This is a genomic window from Actinoplanes sp. NPDC048967, assembly GCF_040649415.1.
GTDB lineage: Bacteria > Actinomycetota > Actinomycetes > Mycobacteriales > Micromonosporaceae > Actinoplanes.
In genome coordinates, this window is the sequence record NZ_JBEZFL010000017.1 from 64,848 (window position 1) to 84,218 (window position 19,371).

Annotated in this window: 13 protein-coding genes, 3 tRNA genes, 1 pseudogene and 1 riboswitch; of the genes and pseudogenes, 7 read left to right on the top strand and 10 right to left on the bottom strand. The window is 71.2% G+C overall.

Annotated elements, in window-relative coordinates:
* Nucleotides 1-4: 4 nt before the first annotated feature.
* Nucleotides 5-1,888, top strand: a complete 1,884-nt coding sequence (locus AB0C12_RS43175) for a hypothetical protein (protein ID WP_360556951.1) — start codon at nt 5-7, stop codon at nt 1,886-1,888.
* A gap of 549 nt (nt 1,889-2,437) precedes the next feature.
* Nucleotides 2,438-3,445 (top strand): annotated as a pseudogene (locus AB0C12_RS43180) (recombinase family protein); the annotation flags it as partial.
* A gap of 297 nt (nt 3,446-3,742) precedes the next feature.
* Here the strand turns inward: AB0C12_RS43180 and AB0C12_RS43185 are convergent.
* From AB0C12_RS43185 to AB0C12_RS43200, 4 genes are all read right to left on the bottom strand, one after another.
* Nucleotides 3,743-3,898 (bottom strand): hypothetical protein, encoded by a 156-nt coding sequence (locus AB0C12_RS43185; RefSeq protein ID WP_360556953.1) that lies wholly within the window; start codon nt 3,896-3,898, stop codon nt 3,743-3,745.
* Nucleotides 3,899-4,037: 139 nt separating this feature from the next.
* Nucleotides 4,038-4,112 (bottom strand) — tRNA-Val (locus AB0C12_RS43190).
* A gap of 14 nt (nt 4,113-4,126) precedes the next feature.
* Nucleotides 4,127-4,197: transfer RNA gene (locus AB0C12_RS43195), tRNA-Cys, on the bottom strand.
* Between the two features lie 37 nt (nt 4,198-4,234).
* Nucleotides 4,235-4,307: transfer RNA gene (locus AB0C12_RS43200), tRNA-Gly, on the bottom strand.
* Between the two features lie 154 nt (nt 4,308-4,461).
* Between AB0C12_RS43200 and AB0C12_RS43205 the strand changes: the two genes are divergently transcribed.
* Nucleotides 4,462-5,646, top strand: a complete 1,185-nt coding sequence (locus tag AB0C12_RS43205; protein WP_360556955.1) for a GNAT family N-acetyltransferase — start codon at nt 4,462-4,464, stop codon at nt 5,644-5,646.
* 11 nt (nt 5,647-5,657) lie between these two features.
* Here AB0C12_RS43205 and AB0C12_RS43210 read toward each other — a convergent pair whose 3' ends face one another.
* Genes AB0C12_RS43210 through AB0C12_RS43220 form a run of 3 tightly spaced genes read right to left on the bottom strand, consistent with a single transcriptional unit; the run spans nt 5,658 to nt 8,489 of the window.
* Nucleotides 5,658-6,407, bottom strand: coding sequence for an FAD:protein FMN transferase (locus tag AB0C12_RS43210; protein ID WP_360556957.1), 750 nt, complete (start codon nt 6,405-6,407; stop codon nt 5,658-5,660).
* Nucleotides 6,408-6,418: 11 nt separating this feature from the next.
* Nucleotides 6,419-6,949 carry an FMN-binding protein gene (locus tag AB0C12_RS43215; protein ID WP_360556959.1) on the bottom strand — a complete coding sequence of 177 codons (531 nt, stop codon included), beginning with the start codon at nt 6,947-6,949 and terminating at the stop codon, nt 6,419-6,421.
* A gap of 16 nt (nt 6,950-6,965) precedes the next feature.
* Complete coding sequence (locus AB0C12_RS43220) at nt 6,966-8,489, bottom strand: ferric reductase-like transmembrane domain-containing protein (RefSeq protein ID WP_360556961.1); 1,524 nt, start codon at nt 8,487-8,489, stop codon at nt 6,966-6,968.
* 533 nt (nt 8,490-9,022) lie between these two features.
* On the opposite strand from AB0C12_RS43220, the gene cbiE reads away from it, so the two are divergent.
* The 3 genes from cbiE to AB0C12_RS43235 all read left to right on the top strand — a co-directional run bounded on the left by cbiE (nt 9,023) and on the right by AB0C12_RS43235 (nt 12,004).
* The gene (cbiE, locus tag AB0C12_RS43225) at nt 9,023-10,378 is read left to right on the top strand and encodes a precorrin-6y C5,15-methyltransferase (decarboxylating) subunit CbiE (RefSeq protein WP_360556962.1); all 1,356 of its coding nucleotides are present in this window, start codon (nt 9,023-9,025) and stop codon (nt 10,376-10,378) included.
* The gene (gene cobM / locus AB0C12_RS43230; protein ID WP_360556964.1) at nt 10,375-11,118 is read left to right on the top strand and encodes a precorrin-4 C(11)-methyltransferase; all 744 of its coding nucleotides are present in this window, start codon (nt 10,375-10,377) and stop codon (nt 11,116-11,118) included. The genes cbiE and cobM overlap by 4 nt, the downstream gene beginning before the upstream one ends.
* A 103-nt stretch (nt 11,119-11,221) precedes the next feature.
* On the top strand, nt 11,222-12,004 hold the full coding sequence (locus AB0C12_RS43235; protein ID WP_360556966.1) for a cobalt-precorrin-6A reductase: 783 nt from the start codon (nt 11,222-11,224) through the stop codon (nt 12,002-12,004).
* On the opposite strand, the gene AB0C12_RS43240 is transcribed toward AB0C12_RS43235, so the two are convergent.
* From AB0C12_RS43240 to AB0C12_RS43250, 3 genes are read right to left on the bottom strand one after another with little or no spacing between them, the layout of a single operon-like run.
* Nucleotides 11,967-13,466, bottom strand: a complete 1,500-nt coding sequence (locus AB0C12_RS43240; RefSeq protein ID WP_360556968.1) for a precorrin-2 C(20)-methyltransferase — start codon at nt 13,464-13,466, stop codon at nt 11,967-11,969. The two genes, AB0C12_RS43235 and AB0C12_RS43240, sit on opposite strands and share 38 nt — an antisense overlap.
* A 2-nt stretch (nt 13,467-13,468) precedes the next feature.
* Complete coding sequence (locus AB0C12_RS43245) at nt 13,469-14,086, bottom strand: precorrin-8X methylmutase (RefSeq protein ID WP_360556970.1); 618 nt, start codon at nt 14,084-14,086, stop codon at nt 13,469-13,471.
* Between the two features lies 1 nt (nt 14,087).
* The gene (locus tag AB0C12_RS43250; RefSeq protein ID WP_360556972.1) at nt 14,088-15,521 is read right to left on the bottom strand and encodes a precorrin-3B synthase; all 1,434 of its coding nucleotides are present in this window, start codon (nt 15,519-15,521) and stop codon (nt 14,088-14,090) included.
* Between the two features lie 127 nt (nt 15,522-15,648).
* Nucleotides 15,649-15,722: riboswitch (cobalamin riboswitch) on the top strand.
* Nucleotides 15,723-15,773: 51 nt separating this feature from the next.
* Here AB0C12_RS43250 and cobN point away from each other — a divergent pair.
* Nucleotides 15,774-19,325 carry a cobaltochelatase subunit CobN gene (gene cobN / locus AB0C12_RS43255; protein WP_360556974.1) on the top strand — a complete coding sequence of 1,184 codons (3,552 nt, stop codon included), beginning with the start codon at nt 15,774-15,776 and terminating at the stop codon, nt 19,323-19,325.
* Nucleotides 19,326-19,371: the final 46 nt, after the last annotated feature.

Here is a 19,371-nt window from a genome sequence, read left to right on the forward strand (position 1 = left end):
CGGCATGGCCCCGGCGGATCTTTATCTCAGCGTGCACCTCGGCGCGCAGTGGACAGCTGCCGTCGCCTCGGTCGGCGGTCGGACGTGGCCGGTGACGTTCGACGGTCAGACGCGCATCCGGACGGGCGTCTGGACCGATCCGCAGTCCGGCACCGCCGTAGTTGCTGCAGCCGCAGTTGCCGCAGCCACCCAGCACCCGGATGCATACCTTCCGGATCCGATGGCCGCCCTGCGGACCACGACGGCCGAGACTGAGGCCGGGGCGATCGCGGCGGTCTCAGCGTTGCTCGCCCACGTCGCCAACACTGCCTCCACTCAGGCGGGTACCCCCGTGACCACGCTGATCGTGACGACTCCACAACCATGGGGACCGAAGTCGAGACAGCGGCTTACCCGAGCCGCCACCACCGCCGGGCTGCCCGAACCGACCATCGTCACCGCTGCCGCGGCAGCCGCCGCTTCACCCGTCCTCAACACGGCGCGGGACGGGTACGTGCTGGTCTGCACCATCGGCGACGACTACCCGCACCTCACTGTGCTGGACGCCACCGAGCAGTACACGCAACTCGCGGCCGTCATCGTGCACGATCCCGATGCGCCCGGGATTGACCGAGCCCTGGCAACCACGATCCGGCACCGCACGGGCGACAGCGCAGACCTTCCTGGGGATGTGGACTGGCAGACCGCGGCTGAGATAGACCGTGCCCGCACCGCGCTGATCAGCACCGCCCGCACCCCAGTCCTTCTGCCCGGCCAATCCGACCCCGTCGTCCTCGAAAGCTCCGACCTGGACAAGGCCGCACAACCACACCTCGATCAGCTCGCGTCGGCCCTTGCCTTGGCACTCACCGAGGCCGACATCGACCCGGCCGACATCACGGCGACTGTCCTGGTGGTCTACGACGCCACCGCTGCGGCGACCTCGATAGCGCTCGCCGACGCCGGCCTCCCGCCGCTGGCGACCCTTACTCAGTCGGACCAGATAGCGGCAGGCGCCGCACGCCTCACCGGGAACATCCGCGCCGCCGCAGCTCCGACGGCCGCCACAACCCGACTCCCTCGCACCCGCCTCACCATCGCCAGCCTCAACGCGGTCGCCGTATTCGCCGCCGCCTCGGTCGTATTGCTCTTGCAGACGGTTACCACCGCCGACGTCTCCACCATCAGCACCTACATCACCGGCGTACGCCTGCCGGTCGCCAACCTCACCCTCGCCGCAGCGATCGCCGCCACCGCCGCCATCGCAGCAGCTCAACTCGCCCCGACCACCTGGCTCTCACCGCAAGGCATGAACGACCCCGCCTCCACCGGCTACCTGCTGCGGCGCTCTTACCTTGGTGCGGCAGCAGCCGGCCTCGCGCTGGCCGGACTGTGGGGGCTCGGCACCGGCGTCGGTGTCGGCTGGACCGACCCGGCGTACCTGCGCTGGGCGCTGACCGCCGCTGCCCCGATCGCCGCCTGCGCGGTCGTCATCGCCGCCGTGTCGCCGCGGATCCCCGCCGCCCGGCTCGCTGACTGGCTGCCCCGCATGCGCCCACCGCTGTGGCCCATCGCCGCAGCCGCCGCCGGCGTCTACCTCGTCCGCGCCGCCTACACCCTGACGTTCCCTACCGACCTCACCGGCATGGTCGGCCTCACCGCAGCGATCGGCGCCGCCCTGCTCGGCGCGGCCACCGCCGCGACTGTCACCAGCCACCTCGGCATCCGCGTCGCCGTCGGTCTCATCCTCGTCCCCGGCTACGCCCTGATCGTCGCGGTCAGCACCATCGGCTACCTCACCGCCACGTACGTCGCAGCCCTCATCTGGTGGCACCTCGCCGCCACCGTCCACACCATCCGCGAAGCCGCCCCCGACAACCCGGTTACCCGCTGGCTCGCCAAGACCTGAACCAATGACCTGTACCGCGCCGTGAAGCCTCACCGGCGTGGTGCGAGGCGAATGCCTGCCGGAAGTCGCCGTCCCCCAGCCCGCCCGTTGAGCATCCGCTCGACGGGCGTCCTTATGCCCATCGAAAGGAGACTGATGATGACGATCTTGACCACTCCGTACCGCCATCCCGGCTTGCACGGGGCGCGAAGCCGCCGGACCGCCTATGGATGAACGGGCACCGCAGAGCAACCTCCCCGACGCACCTCACCCCCGCAAGCGATCTCGTCGAGTCCGCGTGCTCCCGCCCACGGTGGTCCCGATGCAACCCGACGACTACGAAAAGGCCGTCTCAGCACTCGCCGCGCTGATCGCCGCTTGGTGGCACAACCACCGAACCGACGCCGATCACTGACTCGGCCGTCACGCCCGGCACCGGGCTGCTCGAACGCACAGAGCACCCGGTGCCGGGCTTTTCGTGTTTCTGGAGCCTGACGCGCGGCTTGACCCTGGCCACGGATGGACCGACGGTCGATACCCCGCCCTGTAAATGATCTTGAGGTGATGATCATGGCTAAACGATCCCGCACGCCCCATCGCGTCCGGCAGATCATCGAAGACACCAGCCGCCGGATCGCGATCTACCTTCGCCGGTCCACCGACGAGGACCACCAGCCGTTCAGCCTGGAAGCCCAGGAAACGAAACTCCGGGCGTTCGTGGCGTCGCAGCCCGGCGACTGGGAGATCGTCGCCGTGTATTCCGACGATGCGTCCGGCGCCTCCACCGACCGCCCCGAACTCCAGAAGGCGCTTCGCGCAGCGCGGGCCGGGCTGTTCGACACGCTGCTGGTCTACCGGGTCGACCGATTCTCCCGCAGCCTGCGCGACCTGACCGGCCTGCTCGACGAGCTCGCCGACGCCGAGGTGGTGTTCCGGTCGGCTACCGAGCCGTTCGACACCGCCACCCCGGTCGGGCGGATGCTGGTCCAGATGCTCGGCGTCTTCGCCGAGTTCGAACGCGAAACCATCATCGACCGCGTCATCGCCGGGATGGAACGCAAAGCGGCCAAAGGCCTGTGGACCGGCGGTGCCCGGCCCCTCGGCTACACCATCGACCGCAAGCTCGACAAGCTCGTCCCCAACCCCGACGAGGCCGCCACCGTCCGCACCATCTTCGACCTCTACACCATCGACAGGCTCGGCACCAAGACCATCGCCGGTCGCCTCAACGACCAGGGACTACGCACCCGCCTCGGCAAGCCCTGGTCACAGCACACCGTCGAGATGACCGTGACCAACCGGATCTACCTCGGCGAGAAGACCTGGCGCGACATCAATGTCCCCGACGCCCATGAACCACTCATCACCCAGACCCAGTTCGACCTGGCTCAGCAGATCCTCACCCGCAGGTCCAGCGAGATCGGTCAGCGCGCCGCCAACCCATCCAGCTACACCCTCACCGGACTGATCCGCTGCCCCCAGTGCGGACGCGGCTACATCGGCACCGCCGCCACCGGACGCTCCAAGACCTACCGCTACTACACCTGCTGGAGCCGCGCCCGCTACGGCAACAAAGCCGGCTGCGACATCCACCGCTTCAACGCCGACGACCTCGAAACCGCCATCGAACAAGCCCTGCTCGACTTCTACACCACCGGCCACGACCTGATCACCGACGCCATCAGCCGCTTCCAGCAGACCCACACCGCCTCATCAGCAGCCGAACGCGACCGGCTCAACACCGTCAAACGCGAGATCAGAGAGAACACCGCCGCCGTCGACCGCTATCTGACCGCCTTCGAACGAGGCACCCTCGACGACGACGCACCCGAGATCCGCGCCCGCCTCGACGCCCTCAAGACCCAGGCGAAGGCACTACGCGCCCGCAAAGCCGAACTCGAATTCGCCATCGACACGACACCAATGGCGCTCACCCCCGTCGACCTGGCCGCCATCCGCACCGAGATTCGGCGAATTCTCACCGACGAGACTCACAACGCCCGCAAGGCACTCTTCGAGTCGCTCATCCACGAGATCACCATCATCGCGGATGACACCGTCCGACCCGTCTTCAAGCTCCCGATCACCGGAAACGACGAAGGGCCAGCCCCCGAAGGACTGACCCTTACCGACCGTGACGCAAACCAGGCGGTTCGCGCACTGCCAACTTTGGTGGGCGATACTGGGATCGAACCAGTGACCTCTTCCGTGTCAAGGAAGCGCGCTCCCGCTGCGCCAATCGCCCTCGTTCAGATGCCGAGGTGGAGACGGGATTTGAACCCGTGTACACGGCTTTGCAGGCCGTTGCCTCGCCTCTCGGCCACTCCACCGAGCTGGCCCCGCACGTAACCTGTGGCGGCCTCTCCGAGCGGACGACGGGATTCGAACCCGCGACCCTCACCTTGGCAAGGTGATGCGCTACCAGCTGCGCTACGTCCGCTTGTCTCTCCGGCGCGTTCCCCGGCGACGGATGAAACATTAGCCGGTCCCCGGCCGCCTTGCCAAACCGGGGTCCCCCGGCGCGTCGCCCCCGCGTAATCCACAGGTAAGGAAACCGGCGAGCGCAGCCACCCCGTACCCGCTTGGATGGGCTCATGCAGATCCGACAGGTCACCGCCGACGAGCGCACCGACACCATGTTTCCCCTGCAGACGTATGCCTTCATGCCCTCACCCTGGGCCGACGGCGACCGGGACACCTACGCCCGCCGGATGCAGTACTACCGGACCGCCGTGAGCCTTGTCGCCGAGGAGGACGGCCGGTCGCTCGCCGGCGTCGGCGCCTTCCCGATGCGCCAGAACGTGCGCGGCACCCTGCACGACATGGCCGGTGTCGCCTCCGTCGCGACCCATCCGTCCGCCCGCCGCCGCGGCTTCGTCCGGGCGCTGCTGGGCCGCCTGCTTCAGCAGATGCGCGACCAGGGCTGCACAGTCAGCGCTCTCTACCCCTTCCGCCCGTCCTTCTACGGCCGCTTCGGGTTCGTCGGTCTGCCCCGGGTGCGCACGGTCACCTTCGCCCCTGAGGGCCTCTCTCACCTCCTGAAAGCCGATCTGCCGGGCGAGGTGGAGCGCTTGCCCATGCGGGAGGCGTTCGACGACTACACCGCCCTCACGCTGCGTCTGTTGGGAGAACGGCACGGCTTCTCGGTGTTCGACGAGGTCCGCACCGCTGAGTTCCGCGACAATCCGCGCTGGGTTGCGATCGCCCGGGTCGAGGGCGAGGTCGTGGGGGCGGTGACCTACCGCATCGACCGGTTCGGCGGTGAACTGCTGGCCGACGACCTGCTGACCACCGGTTCGCTGGGCCGGGCGCTTCTCCTGCAGTACTTCGCCCGGCACGTGGACCAGGTGGCGCGCGTGATCCTCAAGGTGGGCACGGATGAGGTGCCGGATCTCTGGGGGACCGACTTCCCGGTGCTCACCCAGGGCCGGGTGGAGCATCCCAGCCAGAACGGTCCGATGGCCCGCTTGTTGTCGATGGAGGCGCTCACGGGCACCGCTACGACCGCCGAGCAGGCCATCACGATCGAGGTGGTCGACGACGACTTCATCGCGGGCCGCTACCAGCTGACCGGCGAGAGCGGGCAGCTCACCGTGGAGCCGAGCAAGAACGAGCCGCAGGCGACGGTCACCTGTGCGGGCATCTCCGCCCTCGCGTACGGGGTGCTCGATCCGATCGAGGTCGTGACCAGGGGCTTCGGACAGGTCGACGCATCGGCGGTCGAGCCGTTGGCGGCGCTGTTCCCGAAGCGGATGCCGTACCTGTTCGCCGACTTCTGATCAGGATGAGGTCAGACAGCGGCGGGAAGGCCGGCGGAGCTGAAGGCCCGGCCGTCGTCCGTCACCAGCGCGGAGTCGTAGCCGTTCGCCGCCAGCTTCGAGAGCCAGGCGATTCCCGCCTCGCCCATCGCCAACGCGGCGGTGGCGTAGGCATCCGCCAGCGCCAGGTCCGGTCCAACCACGGTCACCGACCGCAGGCCCCGGGCCGGCCCGCCGGTGCGGGGGTTGAAGACGTGGTCACCGCGTTCGTAGGTGCCGGAGGTGGCCACCGCCTGGTCGCTCACCGCCAGGACCCAGCTGAGCTTGTCCGCCTCCCACGGGTGCCGGATGCCGACCCGCCACGGCGCTCCCGTGGCGCATCGCCCTCGCGCCCGGATGTCCCCACCGGCGTTCACACAGTGGTTCATCGAGCCGGCCTCCACCAGCCGGGCGGAGGCGATCTCCACCGACCAGCCCTTCACGTAGCCGCTCGGGTCGAGCGGGCCCGCCGCGTAGGCGTCGAAGTAGCCGTCCGTCTCGCGCCACAGGTCGGCGCAGGCCTCCAGCACGTGCCGCATGTCCGTCGAGCAGTCCGCCGGGTCGATCTCCCGCCGGCGCAGCTTGCTGACCTCGCTGTCCTCGCGGTAGGTGCTGAAGCGCCGATCCACCTCATGCAGCCAGCCGCACACGTCGTCGACCATCGCGCGCAGCTTCTCCGGCGGCAGCTCGTCGGCCAGGTCGATGCTGACGACCGTCCCCATGACGTGCTCGGCGTGGTGCATGGCGCGGGACTCTACGCTGTCGCTTCGTCGATGGCCGCCTGCAGCGACTTCACGTACGACTCGGAGGTGAAGGTCGCGCCGGAGACCGCGTCGACTTCGGCGCTCTGGACCTTGAGCGTGCTCTGCTTCAGCGAGGCGATCGCCGGCGGGTTGATGGTCGCGCTGTCGCCGGTGACCGGGTACGTCGCGTCGGCTGCGGTGATCTTGCCGCCGGAGATCTTGATCGAGACCTGGATGGTGCCGTACGGGTTCTTCGCCGCCGAGCCCTTGAAGATTCCGTTCTTCAGGCCGCTGCCGCCTGCTTCGCCCGAGGCATCCGCTTCGTCGGCGTTCTCGGTGGGCTTCGCGGCCGGCTTCTTCGACGACGGCTTCTTGTTCGCCGAGCCCGCCGGTTCCGGGTCGTCGTTCTGGCCCGAGTTGGCCAGGTCGACGGCGGGCGGCGCGGCCGAGGGAACCACCGGCGCGGAGACGCTCAGCCGGACCCCGACGATCAGGGCGGCGCCGGTCAACGTCCCCACGGCTGCTGCGGTACTGCGTCGCATGAGCAAACTCCCGGAATCAGAATTCGAAGGGGTCGAGGTGCAACTGGCTGTCTGGCACTTCCAGCTCGCGCAGGGTCTGCACCGCGGCGTCGACCAGCCCGGGCGGCCCGCACAGGTAGACATCGCGGCGGTTGACGTCGGGCACCAGCCCGAGCAGGCCGTTCGCCGTGAAGAGCCGGCGCGGGCCGGGGTCGTTGCGCGAGCCGACGATGTAGCGGACCCAGGCGTCCCGGCGCTCGGCCAGCTCCTCCAGCTCCTCCCGGAAGACCAGCTCGTCGGGGCGGCTGGCCCGGTAGATCACGATCGTGTCCGGCGGCATGTCCTCGAGCAGGGCGCGGATCGGTGCGATGCCACTGCCGCCGGCGATGAGCAGAGCCCGGCGGCGTGTCCGGCGCTGCGCCGTGAAGGTCCCGAACGGGCCCTCCGCCCAGATCGACGTGCCCGGCTGCATCTCTGCGAGCTTCGCGGTGTGCCCGCCGACCGCGGTGACGGTCAGGCGCAGCCACTGCGAGTTCGGCGCCGCGGACAGCGAGAACGGATGCGTCTGCCACCAGCCGTTGGCGGTCAGGAACCGCCAGCGCATGAACTGGCCCGCCTGGGCGGTCAGGCTCTCCAGGTTGCGGCCGTCGATGTAGATCGAGAACGTGTTCGCGCCCTCGGCGACGACCTCGGCCACCTCGAAGCGGTGCCGCACGTTGAGCCACAGCGGCTCGACCAGCCGGCCCCAGAACAACGCGGCGACGACCAGGGCGGCGAGCCCGGGCCAGAAGACCGATGCGAAGCGGCCGGACAAGTCCGCGCCGGTGGCGACCTGGTGGCCGTAGCCGAGCAGCAGCACCAGGTAGGCGCTGAGGTGGATGAAGTGCCAGAGCTCGTACGGCAGCTTGGTCCGCGCGGCCCGGATCGAGATCATGCTGATCAGCACCAGCAGACCCGTGGCCACCGTCGCGCTGATCATCTCGGGGAGCGTGGTGATGATCGTCCAGCCCTGGTCGACGACGCCGGACTCGGCGGTCAACGCGTAGCCGTAGACGATGAAGACGATGTGCGCGAGCACCGCGACGACCAGCGTCGTGCCCAGCCAGCGATGCCAGCGCAGCAGGTCGCGGGCGCCGACCCACTCCTCGAGCCAGGACACCCGGCTCATCATCAGCAGCTGGATGAAGAGCAGATAGCCGGCGATCAGCCCGGTGACCCGGCCGACGGCCAACATCAGCGTGGCGGTGTCGTTGATCGCCCCCGCCTGGGTGTCGAAGAGCCAGAGGGAGACGCTCGTGGCCAGGCCTGAGAAGAACAACAGCACCGTGAGCAGGCGGTTACCGGATGTCGCCTCCGCGGGCGGGCGGTCGTCGGTGACGATCGCGGGGCCGGTGCCCTGCCAACCCGACTCGTCCGGCGCCTCGACGATGATGTCGCCGCGCGGCACGGCCTCGTTCAGGTCGGGCTGCTCCCAGAAGCCACGCTCCGGAGCCAGCGTGGACGCGAACGACGTCGCCGGCTCGTACTCGGGTTCGCGCTGGTCCTCGAAGGATTGGAACACGGTCGGCCCTGATCGGCCGGCAGTATCGCCGTACGCTCGCGCCATCGACCTCACCCGCTCAGCAGTCGTCCTTCGGCATCGGCCACCCCCCAGCGCCCGACGTGACGGTCCGGTCTCGGCAGGCCGTCGAGGGTTACTACGCGGTTCAGCGGGTGAAGGCTCAAACTCGAACGGAAAAAGTCCGTGACCAGGGATGATCTTGCTCCATGGGTGGGTGGCGGTGAGTCAGGCCGAGGTCCGCCGGTCAGAGGCATGATCGTGACGCAGGTGCAGGTAGATCAGTAGCGCCGGACCGAGGCGAGGCCCGCCGGCCGCGCGATCAATCAGCGTCCTCCGTGCGGTGAGGCAGTTCGATGCGCTGTCAAATGTGACGGACATGCGTATCGGATCCGCCGCGTTCGGGACAGTTGGAGACCTCCATCTGGTGACAGAGCGTTGCGGTGGGGCGGACGCTGCGCGCCAGAAGCAATCGACAGGCATCGACCAGGGGTACGGCGGAAGGAGGCTCGGTGACCGACGACTACCGTCACGACGTGACTGACGAACCCGCCGGCCTCACCGTGGTCGGCATCGGCGCCGACGGCTGGCCGGGATTGTCGGGTACGGCCACCGCGGCCCTGACCGCCGCGCAGGTGATCTTCGGCAGCACCCGGCAGCTGACCCTGTTGCCGTCGACGGTCGAGGGTGACCGAGTGCCGTGGCCGTCACCGCTGCTACCCGCGCTGCCAGGCCTGCTCGAAGCGCACCGGGATCGGCGCATCGCGGTGCTGGCCAGCGGCGACCCGATGTTCCACGGGATCGGCGCGACGTTGGTCCGGCTGCTCGGGGCGGACGCCGTACGCGTCATCCCGCACCCGTCCTCGGTCTCGCTCGCGGCGGCCCGCCTGGGCTGGCCGCTTCCGGAGGTCGACGTGCTCAGCCTGGTAACCGCCCCGGTCGAGGAGCTGCATCCACTCATCCACCCGCACCGCAGGATCCTGATCCTCAGCGCGGGCGCGGATACCCCGGCCGCGGTGGCGGCCCTGCTCACCTCCCGGGGGTACGGCGACAGCCGCATCACGGTCCTGTCCCAGCTCGGCGCCCCCACCGAGGCCGAGGTTTCCGGCCCCGCGGCATCCGTGGACCTGACCGGCACCAACCCGCTGAACGTGATCGCAGTGACCTGCTCAGCCGGCACGATGGCCGAGCTGCTGGAAACGGCGAGCGGGGTCACCGGCACCGTTGCCCGGCCGGCGGCCGACCCGGCGACACACGCCGAGCGGCAAACGTCCGCGCGCGGGCAAGACCCGCAGATCACCCGCGCGGTCCCGGACCGTAAAGGTCCTCGGCCGCTGGTGCCCGGCTTGCCCGATGCCGTCTACGAGAGCGACGGCCAGCTCACCAAGCGCGAGGTCCGCGCCGTAACGCTCGCCGTGCTCGGCCCGCAACCCGGTGAGCTCCTCTGGGACGTCGGCGCCGGCTCCGGCAGCATCGCGATCGAGTGGATGCGGACCCATCGGGACTGCCGCGCCGTCGCTGTCGAGTCCTCCGCTGAGCGGGTCGGGCGGATTGTGCGCAACGCTGCTGCTCTGGGCGTACCGAAGCTTCGGGTTGTCGAGGGCCGGGCGCCCGGCGCGCTGGCCGGATTGCCGGCGCCCGACGTGGTTTTCATCGGTGGCGGGGTGACGCGGGAGGGGGTCGTCGAAGCGGCTCTGGACGCCCTCCCCTCGGGTGGGCGGTTGGTCGCCAATGCGGTGACTCTGGAATCGGAGGCCGTGCTGGCGGCCTGGTACGCGAAGCTGGGCGGTGAACTGACCCGGCTCGCCGTGCAGCGAGCGGCGCCGGTCGGCGGGTTCACGGGATGGAGAGCGATGATGCCGGTGACCATCTGGTTGGTGACGAAGCCGTGACGGTGCATTTCATCGGCGCCGGGCCCGGCGCCGCCGACCTCATCACGGTGCGGGGCCGGCGGCTGATCGAGGCTTCGCCGGTCTGCCTGTACGCCGGCAGCCTCGTGCCCGCCGAACTGCTCGCCTACTGCCCGCCCGGCGCCCGGCTCGTCGACACCGCCCGCCTCACCCTGGACGACATCATCGGTGAGCTGATCACCGCCACCAAGGCCGGGCACGATGTGGCCCGGCTGCACTCGGGTGACCCCTCGGTGTTCAGTGCGGTCGCCGAGCAGATGCGCCGGCTGGACGAGGCCGGCGTCGAGTACGACGTGACGCCCGGTGTTCCGGCGTTCGCGGCGGCGGCTGCGTCGCTGGGCCGGGAGTTCACCGTGCCGGGTGTCGCCCAGACGGTCATCCTGACCCGCACCGCCGAGCGGGCCACCGCCATGCCGCCGGGGGAGGACCTGGCGACGCTGGGCGCGAGCCGCTCGACGATGGTGCTGCACCTGGCCGTCCAGCGCATCGACGCGGTGGTCGCGGAGTTGGTGCCGAGCTACGGCGCGGAGTGTCCGGTCGCTGTGGTGGCGCGGGCGAGCCGAGAGGACGAGCTGATCGTGCGCGGCACGCTGGCGGACATCGCCGCGAAGGTGGCGGCCGCCGGGATCAGACGCACCGCCGTGATCGTGGTCGGTGCGGCCCTGACCGCTTCCACCTTCCCGGACAGTCACCTCTACTCCGCAGACCGATGCCGTCCATAGCCAGACCCACGCCGGCGCGCGGAGGCCGCAATCGACGGTGGGCCGATGGTTCCGGCGAGGCGGACAGTGTCTGCCGCAAGCGGTCCTCGGCGAGGGCGGAGTCATGGCTTCCGTGAGCGGACAGACATCGCCCGCGCGCGTGCTCATCCTCGGTGGCACCACTGAGGGGCGCGAGCTGGCGTCAGCCTGCGCTCCCATCGCAGACCTCGAGGTAGTCAGCTCTCTGGCCGGCAGGACCACCTCGCCGCTCCTGCCCGCCGGCAAGGTCCGCACCGGCGGCTTCGGCGGCGTGGACGGCCTCACCGGCTACCTGCGCCAGGAGCGCATAGCTGCCGTCGTCGACGCTACCCACCCCTTCGCCGCGACGATGACCGCTCACGCGGTAGCGGCCTCGGCACAAGCCCACGTGCCGCTGCTGGTCCTGCGGCGCCCAGGCTGGACCGAACAGGCAGGCGACCGCTGGCACCGCGTACCCGACCTCGTAACCGCCGCAAAGCTGCTTCCCGAGCTGGGCGAACGCGTCTTCCTCACCACCGGCCGCCAAAGCATCGCGGCCTTCGCGGAAGTGGACACCTGCTGGTTCCTGTCCCGATCCGTCGAGCCGCCCGCCGAGCCTCTGCCGAGCCGCCTCGAAGTGCTGCTGGACCGAGGCCCGTTCACCCATACCGGCGAACGAGCTCTCCTCGCCGGGCACCGCATCGACGTACTCGTCACCAAGGACAGCGGCGGCAGCACCGCCAAGCTCGACGCCGCCCGCGAGCTCGGCCTTCCGGTCGTGCTGGTCGACCGGCCACCACTGCCACCGCACGCGAACGTGGCTCCCACCGTCGAGGCCGCGCTGGAGTGGCTCAGGCGGGGTAGTGCCGCGGCGTGTACACCTGGGTAGAGCCGTCGCCCCGGGTGGTCACCCGGGTCTGGCTGGAGCCGACGATCAGCAGGCAGCGCATGTCGATCGTCGCCGGGTCCAGGTCGCCCAGCGTTGTCACGCGGATCTCCTCCTCCGGGCCGCCCACATCCCGGCCGACCACCACCGGAGTCGCCGGGAGGCGGTGCTGCAGCAGCAGCTCACGGGCCCTGACCAGCTGTTCCTTGCGGCTCTTGGACGCCGGGTTGTAGATCGCGATCACCAGGTCGGCGCTCGCCGCCGCGGACAGCCGGGCGGCGATCACGTCCCAGGGCTTCAGCCGGTCCGACAGCGACATGATGCAGAAGTCGTGCCCGAGGGGCGCACCGGCCCGGCTCGCCACCGCCTGCGCCGCCGTCAGTCCCGGCACCACCCGGACCGGGACGTCCTTCCACTGCGGATCCTCGCTGACCTCCAGCACTGCTGCGGCCATCGCGAAGACGCCCGGGTCGCCGGACGACACCACTGCCACCTTGCGACCGCGTTTGGCCAGGTCCAGCGCGAACGCCGCGCGTTCCGCCTCCACCCGGTTGTCCGACGGGTGGCGGCGCTGGCGGGCGTTCGGCGGCACCCGGTCCACGTACGGGCCGTAGCCGACCACGTCGTCCGCCGCCGCCAGGGCCTCCTGCGCCTCCGGGGTGAGCCAGTCGCGGCCCGCCGGACCGAGCCCGACGACCGTCACCTGCCCCTGCTGCTCCTGCGTGACCGGCTCGGCCACGAACGTCGCGGCGGCTGGGCTCGGCAGCAAGGCCAGGGAGAAGTACGGCACGGTGTCCGGGTCGACGTCGGCCAGCCGGGCGTGGCGTTCCCGGTCGGTGGTCGCGCGTTCCACGTACCAGGCGTCGTCGAGGCGGCCGGCCTGCGCCAGTGCCTCGCGGACGCCGGTGAAGGTGCGGCCCAGCTTCATGATCGCGGCCGAATCGGTGGCGGCCAGCCGCGCCGCGAGCTCGGCCGGAGGCAGGGTGCCGGGCAGCACGGTCAGGATCTCGTCGCGTTCCATCAGCGGGCGGCCGAGCACCGCCGAGGCCGCGCTCACCGAAGTCACGCCGGGCACGACCTGTGTCTCGTAGCGGTCGGCCAGCCGTTTGTGCATGTGCATGTACGAGCCGTAGAAGAACGGGTCGCCCTCGGCCAGCACCACCACGTCACGGCCCGCGTCCAGGTGGGCGGCCAGCCGCTCCGCGCTCCGGGCGTAGAACTCGTCGATCGCGCCCTGGTAACCGCCCGGGTGGTCGGTCGTCTCGGTGGTCACCGGGTAGATCAGCGGTTCCTCGATCTGGCCCTCGCGCAGGTACGGCTCCGCGATCGCGCGGGCGTTGCTGCGGCCGTGCCGGGCCGCGTGGTACGCGATCACCCCGGCCGCGCTGATCAGCCGGGCCGCCTTGACGGTGACCAGCTCCGGGTCGCCGGGGCCCAGCCCGACCCCGAACAGTCGGCCCGCCATGACTACTCCTCCTCCGAGGCGAGGGCGTTGACCGCCGCCGCCGTGATCGCGCTGCCGCCGCGTCGCCCGCGCACGACCAGATGTTCCAGATCCGACGCGGCCAGCGCGTCCTTCGACTCGGCCGCGCCGATGAACCCGACCGGGATGCCCAGCACCGCCGCCGGCCGCGGCGCACCCGCCGCGACCATCTCCAGCAGCCGGAACAGCGCGGTCGGGGCGTTGCCGATCGCCACCACGGCACCGCCGAGCCGATCGCCCCACAGGTCCAGCGCCGCCGCACTGCGGGTGTTGCCGAGCTGCGCCGCCAACGCGGGCACGGCGGGGTCGCGCAACGTGCAGATGACCTCGTTGCCGGCGGGCAGGCGCTTGCGGGTCACCCCGGACGCCACCATCTCGGCGTCACACAGGATCGGCGCACCACCGAGCAGCGCCTTGCGGGCCGCGGTCACCACCCCGGCGCTGAAGCCGATGTCGCCGGTCAGGTCCACCATCCCGCAGGCGTGGATCATCCGTACGGCGACCCGCGCCACGTCGGCCGGCAACCCGGACAGATCGGCCTCCGCGCGAATCGTGGCGAACGACCGCCGGTAGATCTCCGCGCCGTCGCGCACGTACTCCATCTCAGCCCTTCCTCGCGGTGCCGACCAGCGCACCGACCTCACCGACCGAGGTGACGCCGCACGCATACGGCGACCGCACCTCGTAACCCGCCCCGGTCGCCTCGACCCGCACATGCGGCCCGGCGGGGCTTCCGCATCCGCGTGCGCAGCCGACCCAGTGCACCGGCAGTCCCTGACCCGCGACGGTCGCGGCATCCGCGTCGGCCCGCACATCAGCCAGCGACTTCGCGCAGCCCGGCCGGCCCGCGCAGGCGGTCACCCCGACCCACCGCGATCCCGCCTCCACCTCGAGCCCGGCCCCGGCCAGGGCCGCGAGCCAGGACCCGGCCGCCTGCGGCGTCAGACCGGGCAGGACGACCCCACGCCAGGGCGTGAAGATCAAGCTTTCCGCCGCCTCCAGCACTTTCAGTTGTACGTCGTTGAGCCGCCCGAGCGGCACCAGGGCCCCGACAGCCACGGTCCCGTCAACCTGCGCGACGACACCGATCGGCTCCCGGAGGACCGGCCGAGGCAGCTCCGCAGGCTCGCCGAGTGTCCGGCCCAGCGTCGCGGCGGTCCGCGCGGCCACCCGGGCCGGCCCGTCCGCCAGCTCCCGCACGCGCCAGGCCACTCGCTGCCGCCCATCGGCGCTGTCGCCGGCCCGAGGAGCAGGGATGCCGTCGGACCGCGCTCCGACGGAAGTGCTGTGGTCGACGACACCCGGTGCGGGCCGCGCGCCGGGCACTCCCGCGGCGGCTCCGGGGCCTGCGGAGGAGGGGACCGGGACGCTCCGCGGGGGATCGGCGGAGGCGTCGCGCCGGGTCGCGGTGGGCTCCGCGGTTGCGGGAGGCGCGTGCGGGGTGGTTGCGGTTGCGGAGGTCTGGGCGGCGCGTTCTTCGAGGAAGGCGTGAGCCGCTGCCAGCAGCGCCGGGATCACTTCGGCCGGCGGCACGCGCAGGCCGGCGTCCACCCCGGCGAAGATGATCGCCACTTCGTCGCCGAGCGGGAGGGCCGCCACGTCGGCCCCGAAGGCCACGTCGCCCTCGCCGCCGTCCAGGGCGAACAGGAACCGCCCGGGCAGCTCGGCCAGGGACGGGTCGGCACACAGGGCCCGGTCCAGGGCCCCAACCGGGAGTCCTCCGGCGAGCGGCGAGGCGGCTGTGTTCCGTACGAGTTCGTGGGTTTCGGAGGGCAGCAGGCCCGCGGCCCGCAGCCGGGCCGCCAGCTCGTCCACCGGGGCCTTTCCCAGCGCTCTGAGCTGGAGATTCGCCCGGCTGGTCAGCTCCACGTGCCCGTCGCCCCAGCGGGCCGCCAGCTCGTGCACCGCCGCGAGCTGCGCGCCGGTCATCCGGCCGCCCGGCACCCGGACGCGCGCCAGCGGCCCGTCGGCCGCGGCGTGCAGCCGCAGCGCGCCCGGGCAGGCATCGGCGTCGGCGCGCACGGATGGGTTGGGCACGGCCCGGATACTACGGATCCGGGCCGACACTTTCCCGGCGGCGGTCGGCATCGTCACACCCGGCGCCTCGCCTTGACGTTGCTCGTGCGCTTCTGGAGAGTGGGAGGCCACGTGCGGCGACGCCGCGGAGGAAGCCGGTGCGAGTCCGGCGCGGTCCCGCCACTGTCAGAGGGTCCTGATAGACCTTCGAGCCAGGAACTCCGGTCGCCGTGAATTCCACCGATCCGGGGCGCGGACCCCGAGGGGAGAGCCGTGTTTCTGCTGCTGTCGACGTCTGACACCGACCTGCTGAGCGCTCGGGCCAGCGGGGCCGACTACCGCCTGGGCAATCCCGCGCGCACGCGGGTCGCCGATCTGCCGGCGCTGCTCGACGGGGTCGAGCTGGTCGTCGTGCGGATTCTCGGCGGTCGCCGGGCCTGGGAGGAAGGGCTCGACGCGCTGCTGGCCGGGCCGGTCCCGGTGGTGGTGCTCGGCGGTGAGCAGGCCCCGGACGCCGACCTGATGAAGCTCTCCACCGTGCCCGCGGGTGTGGCCGCGGAGGCGCACGGCTATCTCGCCTACGGCGGCGCCGACAATCTGGCCGCCCTGCACGACTTTCTCTCCGACACGATCCTGCTCACCGGGCACGGCTTCGCCGCTCCGGTGCCCGCGCCCGACTGGGGTCTGCTGCCGCGTGCGGCGACCGGGCAGGCCGGTCCCACCGTCGCGGTGCTCTACTATCGCGCTCATCACATGGCCGGAAACACGGCTTTCGTCGAGGCCCTGTGCCAGGCGATCGAGGCCAAGGGTGCGCGGCCGCTGCCGATCTTCACGTCCTCCCTGCGCACGGCCTCGCCCGAGCTGCTCGCCGAGCTGCGCAAGGCCGATGCCCTGGTGGTGACCGTGCTGGCGGCCGGCGGCACCAAGCCGGCCACCGTCTCCGCGGGCGGTGACGACGAGGCCTGGGATGTCGGGGTGCTCGCCGATCTCGACGTGCCGATTCTGCAGGGCCTGTGCCTGACCAGCAGCCGGGCCGCGTGGGAGGCCAGCGACGACGGGCTCTCCCCGCTGGACGCGGCGACCCAGGTGGCCATCCCCGAGTTCGACGGCCGGATCATCACCGTGCCGTTCTCGTTCAAGGAGATCGACCCGGACGGCCTGTCGATCTACGTTCCCGACCCCGAGCGGGCCGCCCGGGTGGCCGGCATCGCGGTCGCGCACGCCCGGCTGCGGCACATCCCGCCGGCCGAGCGCCGGATCGTGGTCATGCTCTCGGCGTACCCGACGAAGCACTCCCGGATCGGTAACGCGGTCGGGCTGGACACGCCCGCCTCCACGGTCCGGCTGCTGCAGGCCATGCGGGAGCGCGGCTACCGGATCGGGGACTTCCCGGGCGTCGCCGAGGGCGACGGCGACAAGCTGATCCACGCGCTGATCGCGGCCGGCGGACAGGATCCGGACTGGCTGACCGAGGACCAGCTCGCCGGCAATCCCGTACGGATCACCGCCTCCGCCTACCGGCAGTGGTTCGCGACGCTCCCGGCCGACCTGCGCGAATCCATGGAACGGCACTGGGGCGAGGCGCCCGGCGAGCTGTACGTGGACGACGACGCGATCGTGCTGGCCGCCCTGCGCGACGAGAACGTGGTCGTGATGGTGCAGCCGCCCCGTGGCTTCGGCGCCAACCCGGTCGCCATCTACCACGACCCCGACCTGCCGCCGAGCCACCACTACCTCGCGGCCTACCGGTGGCTGGCCGACGACTTCGGCGCGCACGCGGTCGTGCACGTCGGCAAGCACGGCAACCTGGAATGGCTGCCCGGCAAGAACGTCGGCATGTCCGCCTCGGACGGCACCGACGCGGCGCTCGGCGACCTGCCGCTGATCTACCCGTTCCTGGTCAACGACCCGGGCGAGGGCACCCAGGCCAAGCGGCGGGCCCACGCGACGCTGGTCGACCACCTGATCCCGCCGATGGCCCGGGCCGAGTCGTACGGCGACATCGCCCGCCTCGAGCAGCTGCTCGACGAGCACGCCAACATCGCCGCGCTCGATCCGGCGAAGCTGCCCGCCATCCGGGCGCAGATCTGGACCCTGATCCAGGCGGCCAAGATGGACCACGACCTGGGCCTGGCCAACCGGCCCGACGACGAGGAGTTCGACGAGTTCATCCTGCACGTCGACGGCTGGCTGTGCGAGATCAAGGACGTGCAGATCCGCGACGGCCTGCACATCCTCGGGGCCGCGCCGAGCGGCGAGGCCCGGGTCAATCTGGTGCTCGCCATGCTGCGCGCCCGGCAGATGTGGGCCGGTCAGGTGGCCGCGCTGCCCGGTCTGCGGGAGGCGCTGGGTCTGGCCGAGGACGCGTCCACCGCCGAGACCGACGCCGTGGAGGCGCGGGCGCACGCGCTGGTCGCCGCCATGGAGGAGGCCGGCTGGGAGCCCGCCGCCGCCGACCGGGTCACCGACGACGAGACGGTGGCCCAGGTGCTGCGCTTCGCCGCGACCGAGGTGGTGCCCCGGCTCGCGCGCACGACCGACGAGCTGACCAATGTCCTGCATGCCCTCGACGGCGGCTATGTGCCGGCCGGGCCCAGCGGGTCGCCGCTGCGCGGCCTGATCAACGTGCTGCCGACCGGCCGCAACTTCTACTCCGTCGACCCCAAGGCCATCCCGAGCATGCTGGCCTGGGAGACCGGCCAGGCGATGGCCGAGTCGCTGCTGAGCCGCTACCGCGCCGACTACGGCGATTGGCCGAAGTCGGTCGGCCTGTCCGCCTGGGGCACGAGCGCCATGCGGACCGCCGGCGACGACATCGCCGAGATCCTCGCCCTGATGGGGGTACGCCCGATCTGGGACCCCGCCTCCCGCCGGGTCACCGGCATCGAGCCGATCGAGCTGGACGAGCTGGGCCGGCCCCGGATCGACGTGACCGTGCGCATCTCCGGCTTCTTCCGCGACGCGTTCCCGCACGTGGTGGCCATGCTGGACGACGCGGTCGGGCTGGTGGCCGGGCTGGACGAGACACCCGAGCAGAACTTCGTCCGGGCGCACGCGCTGGCCGACGTCGACGCGAAGAAGTCGTGGCGGCAGGCGACCACCCGGATCTTCGGCTCGCGGCCGGGCGCGTACGGGGCGGGCATCCTGCCGCTGATCGACAGCCGCAACTGGCGCGGGGACGCCGACCTGGCCGAGGTGTACGCGGTCTGGGGCGGCTTCGCCTACGGGCGCGGGCTGGACGGGGTCGAGGCGCGCGGGGACATGGAGACCGCGTACAAGCGGATCGAGGTCGCGGCCAAGAACATCGACACCCGCGAGCACGACATCGCCGACTCCGACGACTACTTCCAGTACCACGGCGGCATGATCGCCACGGTACGGGCGCTGACCGGGCGCGCGCCGGCGGCGTACATCGGCGACTCGACCAACCCGGACGCGACCAGGACCCGCAGCCTCACCGAGGAGACCGCCCGGATCTTCCGCGCCCGCGTGGTGAACCCGCGCTGGATCGCGGCGATGCGCCGGCACGGCTACAAGGGCGCGTTCGAGCTGGCCGCGACGGTCGACTACCTGTTCGGCTACGACGCGACCGCGGGCGTGGTCGCCGACTGGATGTACGAGCAGCTGGCGGCCAGCTACGTGCTGGACCCGGACAACCAGAAGTTCATGACCCAGTCGAACCCGTGGGCGCTGCACAGCATCACGGAACGGCTGCTGGAAGCGGCGGACCGCAAGCTCTGGGAGTCCCCGGAGCCGGCCACCCTGGCCGCACTGCAGCAGGTCTACCTGGAGACCGAGGGCGATCTGGAAGGCGACGCGGAATAGTTCGCGGCCCATGTCGAGCCGGCGCCGGTGACTCCGACCCATGAGC